The organism is Leifsonia sp. 563, assembly GCF_040545055.1.
Taxonomy (GTDB): Bacteria; Actinomycetota; Actinomycetes; order Actinomycetales; family Microbacteriaceae; genus Leifsonia.
The window spans coordinates 476,143-489,109 of record NZ_JBEPLE010000002.1; the positions used below are offsets into that span (position 1 = coordinate 476,143).

Consider the following 12,967-nt stretch of genomic DNA (forward strand, 5'->3'; position numbering starts at 1 on the left):
GGTTGAATCAGGCGTGGTCGCGGCGGCTGGAGCGCTGCCGGACGACCCGTGCGACCTTGGCCGAGAGCCGTTCGTCGGCCCGCTGCCGGGCCTCCGTCACCGCCGTGGAGAGCTCGGCGATGTGCGCGTTGAGGGCTCCGACCTGATCGCTCAGGTCGAAGATCATGTCGCGCTCGCGCACGCCCTGGCGCTCCAGCTCGCGGATGCGCAGCTCCATCGCACCGAGCTCCCGGCCGTAGGCGTACTCCTGCGCGTACGCCTGCTCGTCCACGAGCTCGTCGGCGACGGGCGATGGCCAGCGGTCCGCGATGCGTCGTTCCAGCCGGAAAGAGCCGTCGGCGAGCCCGCGCTCGAGCTCGTCGGCGGTCGGATTGCGCACCAGGTACGACGCCAGCAGAGTGCCCGCGCGAAGACGGCGGTAGTCGCGCATCCCGTGATGGTTCGGGCTCGGCGTGAGCTCCGGGTTGCTCTCGTACGCGCGGCCGGCGTTCTCGACCTTGTGGGCGAACTGCCGCCACGACCGCCACGGGAAGTGGAGCACCTCCACCGCGTAGGCGGGGTCGGGCTCGCCCGCGCTCTCGAGGTTGACGAAGTGGTTGCCCTGCGCGACCTCGATGTCGGGATCGCCGACGTGCACGGCGTCCGGCGTGGAGTGGGCGTGGAGGCCGACGGCGTTCAGCTGCTCGACCGTCCGCTCGTCACGATAGATCAGCCGCTGGAGCCCGGTGCCGGCCAGCGCGGCCGGTCCGGTCATGTCCACGACCGGGACGGTGAACGCACGGAGCGCCGGATCGATGTGCTCGAACGCCTGCTTGAGCGTGAGCGCCGGGTCGCGGGTGACCCAGAACTCGTCGGCGTCGGCATTGACGACCCAGTCCGCGCCGTACCGGGTGGCGGCGTCGCGCGCCATGCCCGTCACGACGGAGCTCTGCTGCTTGCGCTGCACGGGATCGTGGCGCAGGTCGATCAGGCCGCGCTCGGCGAACTCGCCGAGGATCTCCGCGGTGCCGTCGACGGAGCCGTTGTCCGTCACGATCAGGACGTCGACCCCTTGATCGAGATGGTGCTCGATCATCGGCCGGATGATGTCCGCCTCATCGCGGACCATCACCGTCATAGCGAGTTTCACGGGTTTCCTTACCTGAGGAGCGCATCCTTCACGGCGAGCAGGAACGTCCGGCCGAAGCGCTGCGACGGTTCGAGCACAGCAGACTCCGCCCACTCGTTCCATGCGTTCACGAAGACGATGCGATGTTCGGGTTCACGGTCGGCGACGGCGGAGATGGCCGAATTCAACCAGCGCCGGAACGTGTACGGATTGGAACCATACCAGAGGTCGGGTCGCCACTGGCGGCGCGCCGTGTTGTCGAAATTGACCATCACGCCCGGGTACCGCTCCTCCTCGACGGGCTCGCGGAGGACGAGCTCCGAGGTGACCGCCATCTCGGGATAGCTGAGCACGTGACCCTCGAAGCGCGGGTCGAAACGGTCGAGCTTCTCCAGGTCGACGGTGGTCCAGCGGCGGTTGTGCGGAGCGAACTCCAGGAAGGCGTCGATCCCGTAGTCCGAGAGGGCTCCGTCGATGCCGTCCATCTCGCGCCCGACGTCGACGGTCGCGATGTGGAGGCCGGGCAGGCCCTCCTCGACGGCGCGCTCCCGCCAGCGCTGCAGCGTCTTCGGGAAGTCGGGCAGCTGGGCGATCTTGTACACGGCCACCAGCGGCTTGCCGTCGACGCGGATGTACCGCGGATCGAGGAGCAGATGCATGACGTCCTCGATGAACTGCTCCGCCGGCACCTGGTCGTAGTCCTGGGCGATGAGGATGCTGGACTCGCTGCCGTCCCACCGGCGCGACCAGTTCTCGTTGGCCCACATCAGGCAGAACGGCTGGTCCCCGTCGGCCGCGTGCAGCCGCTCCACCGGGAGGTCCATGAGCTTCTTCCCGGAGAACCAGTAGTAGTAGTACATGAAACCCTCGATGCCGGCGGACCGGGCGAGGTCGTACTGCCGGTCTCGCACACCCTCCACCGAGAGGTCGTAGAAGCCCAGCTCCGACGGGAGCAGCGGCTGGTTGTGCCCTTCGAAGACGGGCCGAGCCGCCGTGACGTTCGACCACTCGGTGAAGCCCGGTCCCCACCACTGGTCGTTCTCGGGGAACGTGTGGAACTGCGGCAGGTAGAAGGGGATGACGCGGGCGCGCGGAGTGCGGTCGGCGTCCAGCTCGAAGTGTTGCCAGCTGTCGTCGGCGGGGGCATCGACGGTTCCGCGGCCGGCGATCCGGTAGCCCGCCTCGAGCGTCACCAGCCCGAGCGCTCGCTCGACCGCGTGTGCGGTCGTCCCGTCGACCTGACCGGCCTCGGGCTCGAAGTCCTCCGCATCCATGGCGAACGCGCGCAGCCCCTGGAGCAGGAAGCCGCGGATCCAGTACACCGAGCCGGAGGCGAAGCGGAGGTCGTGCTCGCTGACCGAGAGCTGGAGGCGGCGCATGAGTGCCCGCGTCCGCTCCAGGTCGCCGCCCCAGAACTCGGTGCCGACGATGTCCTCGTCCGCGGTGACGATCCCGATGCTCGGGTCCTCCGCGAAAGCGCCGAGCACGGTCTGCACGTTGTCGGCCGAGCCGAGCACGGTGCCGTAGAGAGAGGAGCGCCAGTCGTCGCCCGTGCCGGACAGCTCGGCGTGCTCCTCCCGCCAGGTGCTCTTCTTCGTGTGCACCTTGAGGACGAGCTCGTACGGGTCGAGGAGTCCCGCGTTGACGACCTCGATCATCGGCAGGATGTCGCGGCCGTGATTCGCGACGGGCAGCACGGCGACGTGCCCGGCCAGCGGAACGTCCTCCAGGGGGAGGTCCAGCTCCTCGCCGCTCGCGTTGGTGACGATGAGGTCGAACGGCACAGGGATGTTCCGCAGCTGCTCGCACAGCTCGGGAACCAGATCCGTGTAGAAGACGTGCATCAGCACGCCGATGCGGGCGGGCGCCGCCGGGTACTCGTACCGGGAGGCCCAGGCGTCGGGAAGCGTCGGCCGCAGCTTCCCGGTGCGGCGGTCCACCCAGGCCGCGTGGTCCGCCGGGTGCGGCTGCGGCGGGATGACCGTCTCGCGCGGCGCGATGCCGCTCGCGGCGATCTGGAACGCTGCGCTGATGTTGCGGCGGATCTGCCGTCCTCTGGATGCCACGGGCGTTCCTTCCTGGCCGCTCACAGCCACTCGCCGACGTCGGCGCCGAACCGTTCGCGGATGATCTCGGGGGCCAGACGGGCGTCCGGCGTGACGGAGGGGTCGCGCACCAGTTCCCGCTTGACGAACGGGAATCCGAGTTCGACCAGTCGCCGCCACCCGGTGATGACCGGGTTGTCGGTGGGGGAGACGACGCGCTCCGAGTCGAACCACGCACGGGAGGTCAGACCTTCCGCTCGCAGCAAGCGGCTGAAGCCCAGCTCGTAGTCGCCGATGATGCTGGTCTTGTCGTCGAGGTGCTTGATGTTGCGCCAGAACTGCCGGATCGCCGGGTCGGCGAGCACGCCACCGTGGAAACCGAGCAGGTAGCTCTGCAGGTGCGGCACGATCTGCCGCGTGTTCGTGGCGCCCCAGACGTCGGCGCCGGTGCCCTCGAAGGAGTCGATCATGCCGTCCAGCGGTGCGAACGGGCCGAGCATGGAATCGTTCACGAGGATCACATTGCGGCGCTTCGCGACGGAGCGGAACCGGTCGAGGCCGACGGCCCAGGAGCCGAAGTCGTAGCCGATGTTCGGCTTCCGCACCACGATCGTCGACTCGGGCAGAGCGGTCGGCCAGCGCAGGGGGGCGTGGTCGTCGGAGGCGCGCACCACGATGGACGGGTACCCGGCCTGGTCGAGTGCGCGGACGAGTTCGCTGAGCGAACGGCTCACCCGGGCGTCGGTGCCCCAGCTGGCGACGATCGCGATGCGGTCACCGGCGGGCGGCCGGGCGGGTCCGCGCTCGACGGTGACATCGCGGCGGACGAGATCGAGGACGCGCTCGGAGGCGCGGTTTCCGGCCACCCGTCAGCCTCGGCGCGCGAGCATGCGGAGCGGCTTGGTGATGCGCCACGACATCGACGAGCGCATCGCGGTGACCTGCTTCCTATAGCGCTCCGCCTGCTCCTCGGCTGCCGTCACCTGACGCCGGAGGTCGTCGATCGTTGGCGCGTTGGACGCGAGCTCGGCGCGCAGCGCGCGGATCTCGCGCCGGGCGGCGGCCAGCTCGTCCTCCGTGGATGGACGGGAAGTGGTGGAAGCCATCGGAACCGTTCTCTCTGCCGTGCGTATGCCGCTGCCATCTTACGAGGGCAGCCTCCGTGGCCCTCAAAGAGGGGCAGTCAACGGAGCGCGACAACCCGCTCAAATGCTGGGAAAGCGCCGAGAGCTGACGTACTCTGGGGGCGGATGCGCCCGCCGACCCGGTGCATCCGGGCCGCCCGGCGCCGCGACAGTGCGCTGGGGAGCGCTCCCGCCGACCAGGGAACCCCCAACCATGAAGCGAGTCCTCTCCATCCTCGGGACGCTGCTGCTCGCCGTCGCCGTGCTCGTTCCGGTGACCCAGCTGCTGCCGGCTCCGTCGGCCGAGGCTGCGAGCGGAAGCGACTTCCAGCCGGGCTACATCATCAGCGATGAGAACTTCTACGATCCGGCCGCGATGACGACCGCCGAGATCCAGTCGTTCCTCAACTCCCGCGTGCCGAGCTGCCAGTCGGGGTACACCTGTCTGAAGAGCTACACGCAGAGCACGTACAGCCGTGGCGCTGACCCGATGTGCCGGGCGTACAGCGGAGCATCGAACGAGTCGGCCGCCCAGATCATCTTCAAGGTCCAGCAGGCGTGCAGCATCAGCGCCAAGGCGATCCTGGTCACCCTCGAGAAGGAGCAGGGGCTCGTCTCCTCGACCGCTCCGACCGCATCCCGCTACCAGATCGCGATGGGCTACGCCTGCCCCGACACCGCGCCGTGCGACTCGGAGTACTTCGGCTTCTACAACCAGGTCTATAAGGCCGCGTGGCAGTTCAAGCGCTACGGAAACCCGGCGGGCACCAGCAACTTCTTCACCTGGATCCCGGTCGGCGGTGTCGCGAACATCCAGTACAGCCCGAACGCGGCCTGCGGCACCAAGGCGGTCCAGATCCAGAACGCCGCGACCGCGGCGCTCTACTACTACACGCCGTACACGCCCAATGCGGCAGCCCTCGCGAACCTCTACGGCACGGGCGACGGATGCTCGGCCTACGGAAACCGCAACTTCTTCCGCATGTACACCGACTGGTTCGGCTCGACCACCGCGCCGCACTACGGCTCGTTCGACAGCGCGGTCGGCACCTACAAGGGCATCCAGATCAGCGGTTGGTCCTACGACCCGTCGACCACGGCATCCTCGTACATCTGGGTGAACGTCGACGGGCAGGGCGGCCCGTCGAAGGCCGACAAGCCGCTGAGCTGGTTCAACGCCATGTTCCCCGGCTACGGCCCCAACCACGGCTTCTCGGAGCTGATCCAGGCGGCACCGGGCGATCACCAAATCTGCGTCTACAACGTCCGCGGGTCCGCGAACTCGCTCCTCGGCTGCAAGTACGTCACCGTGCCGTACGGCTCCGGAAGCCTGGACACGGCGACGGCGACCTGGGGCGGAGCGCGCCTGACCGGTTGGGCCGTCGACTTCGCCACCACGGCGCCGGCCTACATCTGGGTGAACGTCGACGGGCAGGGCGGTCCGTACAAGGCGGGCAACCCGACCAACTGGCTGAACACCTACTACCCGGGTTCCGGCACTGCGCACGGCTTCGACGTGACAGTGCCCGCGTCGCCAGGCGCCCACAAGTTCGACGTCTACGGCGTCTACGGGACGCAGAACGTGCTCATCCGCAGTGTCACCCTCACGGTGCCTCGCGGCACCGGGTCGTTCGACTCGGCAACAGCGGTGCCCGGAGGGGTGCAGATCGGCGGGTGGTCCGCTGACTACACGTCGCCGAGCCAGTCGTACCTGTGGGTCAACGTCGACGGCGCCGGCGGTCCGTACAAGACGAACAAGAGCCTGAGCTGGCTGCCCAACCTCCTCCCCGGAATCGGTACGGGCAACGGATTCGATCTCTTCCTGCCCGCGACCAAGGGCACGCACCAGGTCTGCGTCTACGGGGTCGGCGGCACACAGCTCCTCGGCTGCAAGACGGTCACGGTGACGCAGTCCGACTCCGGTTCGCTCGACGGCGTCGAAGCGGTGCCGGGCGGTCTCCGGGTGCACGGCTGGGCCGTCGACCTCACGCAGCGCAGCGTTCCGTCCTACGTCTGGATCGACGTGAGCGGCGCCGGGGCGGCCGCGAAGGCCAACCTGCCGCTGAGCTGGTTCAACAACCTGTATCCGGGCGCCGGGCCCTACCACGGGTTCGACGTGACGATCCCGCGGTCTCCGGGCACGTACTCGGTCTGCGTGCAGACGAGCACCGGGTTCACCCAGATGGGCTGCCGCTCCGTGACCGTCCGCTGACGGTCGCGGCGCAGCCGTCGCCGAGGGGCCGATTGCTAAGATCGGTTTCCGCAAGCGAACAGGAAGGCCTCTATGCCGAACCTCCGTCCCGGCGTCGTCTCCGTCGTCCTCGTGAACTTCCGCGGGACCGACGACACCCTCCAGGCGATCCGTCATCTGCGTGAGCAGGACTGGCCTGCCGAGCGCCTCGAGATCGTCGTCGTCGAGAACGGTTCAGGGGACGACAGCGCCGAGCGGCTGCGCGCGATCGAGGGGATCACGCTGGTCGTCTCGAAGAAGAACCTCGGCTTCGCCGGCGGGTGCAACCTCGGTGTGCGGTCGTCCACCGGCGACATCGTCGCGTTCCTCAACAACGACGCCCGCCCGGATGCGCGATGGATCGCGGCGGCCGTCGAGCGCTTCGGCGAGAGCAGCGCGATCGGTGCGGTCGCCAGCAAGGTGCTCGACTGGGACGGCGAGCTGGTCGACTACATCGGTTCGGCGCTGACCTGGTTCGGTCAGGGCTACAAGCCGCTCACCGCCCAGCCCGTGCCGTCCAGCGCCGACGAGCCCGCCGATGTGCTGTTCGGCACCGGGTCGGCGATGTTCGTCCGCCGCGACGTCTACGACGCGCTGGGCGGATTCGACGAGCGCTATTTCATGTTCTTCGAGGACGTCGACCTGGGCTGGCGGCTCAACCTGCGCGGCTGGCGCTATGTGTACGAACCGCGTTCGCTGGCGTACCACAAGCACCACGCCTCGATGAGCAAGTTCGGGGCGTTCAAAGAGACCTACCTGCTGGAGCGTAACGCGCTGTACACGCAGTACAAGAACCTCGGGGATGAGGCGCTCGCCGACGCGCTCCCCGCAACGCTCGCACTGGCGGTCCGTCGTGCCGTCGCCAAGGGCGACCTCGACTCCGCCTCCTTCGACCTCCGCAAGGGCGGCGACGACGCGCCGACGCAGGAGGTGTCGCGCGAGACCCTGGCCGGTGTCTTCGCGATCGACCAGTTCGTCGAGAACCTTCCTTCGCTGGCCGAGTCGCGGCGCGAGATCCAGGCATCTCGGGTCGTCTCGGACGCGCGGCTGTGGTCGCTGTTCGGCGAGACGGATGCGCCGTCGTTCCAGAACGACCACTACCTCGAGGGCTACGACAAGCTCGCGACCGCGTTCGCCGTCACCGAGCCGCCGCAGGTGACCCGCGTGCTCATCATCACCGGCGACCCCATCGGCGAGAAGATGGCCGGTCCCGCCATCCGCGCCTGGCACATGGCCGAGGCGCTCTCCGCCGACAACGAGGTCACCCTCGTCTCGCTCGCCGGCGTCGAGCCGGTCTCCGCGCCGTTCCGTGTCGCGCACGTCCGGCCGGGAGACGACCGCGCGATGAGGCCGTTCGAGCGCGAGACCGACGTCATCGTCTTCCAGGGTCTGGCGATGGCCCTTTTCGACAGCATCCGCACCACCGACAAGATCATCGTCGCCGACATCTACGACCCTATGCACCTGGAGCAGCTGGAGCAGGGCCGCGAGCTCGGCGCAGTGCAGTGGAAGAAGCAGGTCGGCGACGCGACGGACGTCCTCAACGAGCAGCTGGAGCGCGGCGACTTCTTCCTGTGCGCGTCAGAGCGCCAGCGTCACTTCTACCTCGGCCAGCTGGCGGCCCTGGGCCGCATCAACCCGTCCGTGTACGAGACCGACCCCGACCTCGAGCGGCTGATCGACGTCGTCCCGTTCGGACTCTCCAGCACCCCGCCGCGTCACGAGCGAGAGGTGCTCAAGGGCGTTCGCCCGGGAATCGGAGTGGACGACAAGGTGCTGCTCTGGAGCGGCGGACTCTACAACTGGTTCGACCCGACATCCCTCATCCGGGCCGTCGCCGCACTGAACGAGACGCACCCCGACGTCCGGCTGTTCTTCCAGGGCACCAAGCACCCGCATCCCGGTGTCCCGGAGATGGGCATCGTGGCGGAGTCGCGGGCGCTCGCCCGCGAGCTCGGCGTGCTCGACAGCGCGGTGTTCTTCAACGACTCGTGGGTCGACTACGCCGACCGGCAGAACTACCTCACCGAGGCGGATGCGGGCGTCAGCACGCACTTCGCCCATATCGAGACGACCTTCTCGTTCCGGACGCGCATCCTCGACTATCTCTGGGCCGAGCTGCCCATGGTGGTCACCGAGGGCGACCACTTCGCCGACCTCGTGCGCGAGGAGAAGCTCGGCATCGTCGTCCCGTCCGGTGATGTCGCCGCCCTGCGCGATGCGCTGGAGAAGATCCTCTACGACGAGGCGTTCGTGAAGGCCGCGAAGCGCAACATCCGTCGCGTGCGCGAGCGGTACTTCTGGGAGAACGTGCTGCGTCCGCTCACCGCGTTCGTCGCCGATGCGCGGCACGCGCCGGACCTCGTCGAGAGCGGTGCAGTGCGGTCGGCGCGACCGGTTGCCGGGCGCCCTGCGCGTCGCAAGAAGCACGGCATCCGCCACGACGTCGGGCTCTTCTTCCACTACCTGAGCAACGGCGGACCGAAGGTCGTCGCGAAGAAGATCACCAGCCGGGTCAAGCGGTCGCTGTGACCGGGCCGTCGGTCTCGGTCGCGCTGTGCACGTACAACGGCGCGGCCTTCCTCGACACCCAGCTTCGGTCGATCCGGGCGCAGACGCGACCTGCGGCCGAGATCGTCGTCTCGGACGACGGTTCGGCCGACACGACGGTCGCCGTCGCGGAGACGGCGCTGGCCGGGTTCCCGGACGCCCGAATCCTCCGCAATGAGGTCGCCCTGGGCGTGGTCCGCAACTTCGAGCAGGCGGTCACGGCCACCCACGGAGACCTGATCGCGCTGAGTGACCAGGACGACGTGTGGATGCCCGACAAGCTCGAGCGGATGGCCGCGCGCTTCGCCGACGACCCGTCGCTCCTGTTCCTCCACACCGACGCGCGGCTGATCGACGGCGTGGGCCGGCCGGCGGGGACGACGCTTTTCGAGTCGCTCGAGGTGTCGCGGGCCGACCACGACGGCATCCATGCCGGGGATGCGTTCCGGATCTACCTGCGCCGCAACCTGGCCACGGGCGCGACGGTGGTCTTCCGGAGGGAGCTGCTGGAGGCGGCGCTCCCGTTCCCCGAGGAGTGGGTGCACGACGAGTGGCTGGCGATCATCGCGGCGGCACTCTCGGGCGCCGACCTGATCGAGGAGCCGCTGACCGACTACCGGCGCCACGGTTCGAACCAGATCGGTGTCGCCGACCCGACACTGCGCGGCAAGGCAGCGCGCGTCCTGCAGGCTCGCGGCGACCGCAACCGCGGCCTCGCGCGGCGCGCCCAGGTCCTCGTGACCCGGCTCGAAGCGCTGGGGGAGCGCATCCCGCAGGATGCTTTGGAGCTCGCCAGACGGAAGCGGGAGTTCGAGGCCGCACGTGCGGCCATGCCCGCTGCGCGCGTCCTGCGTGCTCCGACCGTGCTGCGACGGGCCGCACGCGGCGATTATGCGCGGTTCGCGAGCCGTGGCAACGCGGACATCGTCCGCGACCTGCTGCAGCCCGCCTGAGCCCGTCGCGCGGAGTCGGCGAGACCTGCGCTGATACGATGTCCGGGCGGTCGATCGCCGCCGGCGCGGGAGGTCGAAACGCACCGCGCCCAGCTGGAGGGGAAGGGCGGAGCCTGTGCCTGGCTCACGGAGTGTCGTGTCGCGAGCGTTGAGTGTGCTCAGGGGAGTGATCGCTCCGATCCTGATCCTGATCGTGGCGAGCGCGGGCTTCGTCGCTTGGCAGAACTCTCACGCGCGGGCTCTGTCGCCCTACGACGAGTACGTCTACGTCGACTACCTGGCCAAGGTGCCGACCGAGGGTGTCGTCCGGAACGGTGAGGAGACCGGCGACGTCGCACGGCAGGCGCTGGCCTGCCTGGGCGTTCAGGAGTACACGATCGTCGTCCAGTCGTGCCGCGGCACCGACTTCGACAAGGACTCCCTCTACCCGTACGCGGGCCACACCGGCGCCGATATCTACACACCCGTCTATTTCGCCGTCACGTGGGCGCTGGCCCAGCCGTTCGTGTGGACCGGGATGGATCTCGTCCACGCCGGGCGACTGGTGGGGGCTTTCTGGCTCGCGCTCGGGACCGTGGGGGTCTGGCTCCTCATCCGGCTGCTCCGCGTGGACCCGCTCTACGGCCTGGTCGCCGGGCTCGTGGTGATCGCGACCCCCGCGGCGTACTGGTCGACCACGTACATCAGCACGGACGCGCCCTCGCTGGCCGTCGGCGCCTGGCTCGGCTGTCTCGGAGTGTGGGCGTGGCGACGCCGGCGGCCCGCGATCCTGCTGTTCCCGGTCGCCGCCATCGTCGCCGTGCTGCTCAAGGTCCAGAACCTGGCGGCGGTGGGCGCCGTCGGACTGGCACTGCTGGTGGGAGTGATCGTCGAGCGCTCGACCGCAGACCGCCCGCTGCGGAACAACCGTCTGGCCCGGATCCTCACCGACGGGCGCTCGCTCTCGGCGATCGCGGCGGTCATTCTCGCGCTGTGCGCGCAGGTCGGCTGGCTGGCGCTGCGAGCGGCTCTCACCCTGCCGTCGACCTCTCCCGGCGTCGACACCGTGCGACAGGAGCTGTCGCCGCGCGCCCTCGTCACGGAGGCGTTCCGGTTCCTCACGACGGTCGGCGGTCCGGTCAGCTTCTCCGGGGCGTTCGGGCTCGCCGTCTCCAGCGCACTCGTCGTGCTCACCATCGGATCGCTGGTCGGACTGATCGTCGGCTATCGGTTCTGGGGCGGACGCAACCTCGTGCTCGCTTCGTGCCTCCTCGCTGTGACCCTGCTCCTCGGCCCCGGGCTGGCGTTCTTCACCCGCGTGACGGTCGGCTACTACACCCCGCTCAGCGAGCGGTACGGGCTTTCGCTGCTGGCGCTGTTCATCGCGCTGATCGCCGTCTACCTGTCCGCCGCCCTCGGCCGGCGTTCACCGGACGGCTGGCGCGACGGCGACCTCCGCCTCCCGGCGAGGCCACGTCGCCACGGCGAGGAGCACGCCGGAGGCGGCGATCAGCACCGCGCTCAGGATCAGCCACAGCAGGTTCCCGCCGGGCGGTGACCACGGCGCATCTCCGAGAAGGAACAGCCGGATGGTGCCGTTGCCGCCGACCGCGTAGCGGCGCAATGTGGCCTCGAACGCCCACCACTGCGCGCCGACGGCGAGGACGGACACGAGCAGGATGAGGCGCCGCATGGTCGTCGGGGCGACCAGCTCGACACGCGGGCCGAGGAACGCGGCGGCGCCCACGATGAGGCAGAGGAACAGCGGCAGGTTGTAACGGCCCTGCCAGATGAGGCCCCCGCCGTGGATGTAGGCAGCCTGCACGATTGCCGGCAGCAGCAGGAAGGCGGCGAGGAGGATGGCGAAGGCCAGAAGCCGCCGCCCGCGGAGGACGAGAAGCGCCGCGACGACCAAAGCGGCGATCCCCGCGCCGTAGAGATACACGACGACGTCCGGCGCCGGAGTGTCCAGCCAGCCGAAGAGGCCGACGAGGCCCTGACCGTAGCCCACTGTGCCGGTGAGGACGCGAAGGAAGCCGGTCAGCGGGGACGCGCCGACGCCCGGGAACTGGAGAGCCTCATCCGGCTTCACGATGGCGTTGGCCAGCGAGTTGGAGCCGAGGGTCCAGGCGAGCGCCCCGATGACGAAGAGCGCGGAGACCGCCATGGTGACGATCGTGGCCGGGCGGCGCAGGAGTGCGAGCAGGCGTGGCCCGGGGATCAGCACGAGGGGGACGCCGAGGGCGACCACCAGCCACAGGGGAGAGAGTCCGCGAGCGTTCACCGCCACGGCGATTCCGGCGCCGACGACCCACAGGTTCGAGCGCAATCCGGCGGCGGTCCGATCGAACGCGATCGCGAGCATCGCCACGAAGACCGCGAGAGTCGCGGCCGCCTCCAGGCTGTTCGGGTTGACCGTGCCGCCGAGGAACAGCATCATCGGCGTGATCGCCAGGGCGTACGAGAGCATCGCGAGGCGCCGGTGCGGCAGCGTCGTGGTGACCGCGAAGGCGAGGGCCAGGAACAGCGCCGTCAGGAGGGCGCTGACCGCACGCATGGCGTAGATGCCGCCCGTGTCGTGGACGACGAGCGTCGGCCATCCGACGGCGAGGTAGTAGAGCGGGTTATAGAGGCCGGCGCTGGTGGTCGACCGCGTGTCGGCGTCCGGGTCGGCGGGTTCCTGGATGCCGCAGTCGGCGTCGACGGCGGGGTGGAAGGCGAAGCACGTGACGGCCTGCGACCGGGCGATGTAGGCGGGAACGGTGACGACGTTCCCCACCGGGCTCGGGGTGCCGACCCATTCGCCGCGCACGACGCTGGCCGCTCGCACGATGTGGGCGGGCTCGTCGGGCGAACCGGAGATCGGGGTGGCGAAGCTCCAGCAGAGGCAGAGAAGGCTCAGGAGGGCCCACGACACAAGGAAGGCGCGTACCGGGAGGCGCGTCCGGGCGGCGGGTTCCTGTCGATCGGTCACGAGA

At 69.3% G+C, this 12,967-nt stretch carries 8 protein-coding genes; 3 read left to right on the forward strand and 5 right to left on the reverse strand.

The annotated features are described in order from the left end of the window. Nucleotides 1–7 precede the first annotated feature (7 nt). The 4 genes from ABIC47_RS09240 to ABIC47_RS09255 are packed head-to-tail and all read right to left on the reverse strand — an operon-like array spanning nt 8 to nt 4,259. Entirely contained in the window at nt 8–1,129 is a 1,122-nt protein-coding gene (locus ABIC47_RS09240; protein ID WP_354479632.1) for a glycosyltransferase family 2 protein, read from the reverse strand. Between the two features lie 8 nt (nt 1,130–1,137). Beyond that, nucleotides 1,138–3,174: a glycoside hydrolase family 99-like domain-containing protein gene (locus ABIC47_RS09245; RefSeq protein WP_354479635.1), complete on the reverse strand. Its 2,037-nt coding sequence runs from the start codon at nt 3,172–3,174 to the stop codon at nt 1,138–1,140. A 20-nt stretch (nt 3,175–3,194) separates the two neighbouring features. Further along, the gene (locus ABIC47_RS09250) at nt 3,195–4,019 is read right to left on the reverse strand and encodes a rhamnan synthesis F family protein (RefSeq protein ID WP_354479638.1); all 825 of its coding nucleotides are present in this window, start codon (nt 4,017–4,019) and stop codon (nt 3,195–3,197) included. A gap of 3 nt (nt 4,020–4,022) precedes the next feature. Beyond that, the gene (locus ABIC47_RS09255) at nt 4,023–4,259 is read right to left on the reverse strand and encodes a hypothetical protein (protein ID WP_020075424.1); all 237 of its coding nucleotides are present in this window, start codon (nt 4,257–4,259) and stop codon (nt 4,023–4,025) included. A gap of 232 nt (nt 4,260–4,491) precedes the next feature. On the opposite strand from ABIC47_RS09255, the gene ABIC47_RS09260 reads away from it, so the two are divergent. The 3 genes from ABIC47_RS09260 (at nt 4,492) to ABIC47_RS09270 (ending at nt 10,010) form a co-directional block, all read left to right on the forward strand. Further along, a complete protein-coding gene (locus ABIC47_RS09260; RefSeq protein ID WP_354479641.1) occupies nt 4,492–6,489 on the forward strand; it encodes a LasA N-terminal domain-containing protein in 1,998 nt (665 codons plus the stop codon). A gap of 72 nt (nt 6,490–6,561) precedes the next feature. Then, nucleotides 6,562–9,039: a glycosyltransferase gene (locus ABIC47_RS09265; RefSeq protein ID WP_354479644.1), complete on the forward strand. Its 2,478-nt coding sequence runs from the start codon at nt 6,562–6,564 to the stop codon at nt 9,037–9,039. After that, the gene (locus tag ABIC47_RS09270) at nt 9,036–10,010 is read left to right on the forward strand and encodes a glycosyltransferase family 2 protein (protein ID WP_354479647.1); all 975 of its coding nucleotides are present in this window, start codon (nt 9,036–9,038) and stop codon (nt 10,008–10,010) included. Before ABIC47_RS09265 ends, ABIC47_RS09270 begins: the two co-directional genes overlap by 4 nt. 1,405 nt (nt 10,011–11,415) lie before the next feature. Here ABIC47_RS09270 and ABIC47_RS09275 read toward each other — a convergent pair. Continuing rightward, nucleotides 11,416–12,963, reverse strand: a complete 1,548-nt coding sequence (locus ABIC47_RS09275) for a DUF2142 domain-containing protein (protein ID WP_354479649.1) — start codon at nt 12,961–12,963, stop codon at nt 11,416–11,418. Nucleotides 12,964–12,967 lie beyond the last annotated feature (4 nt).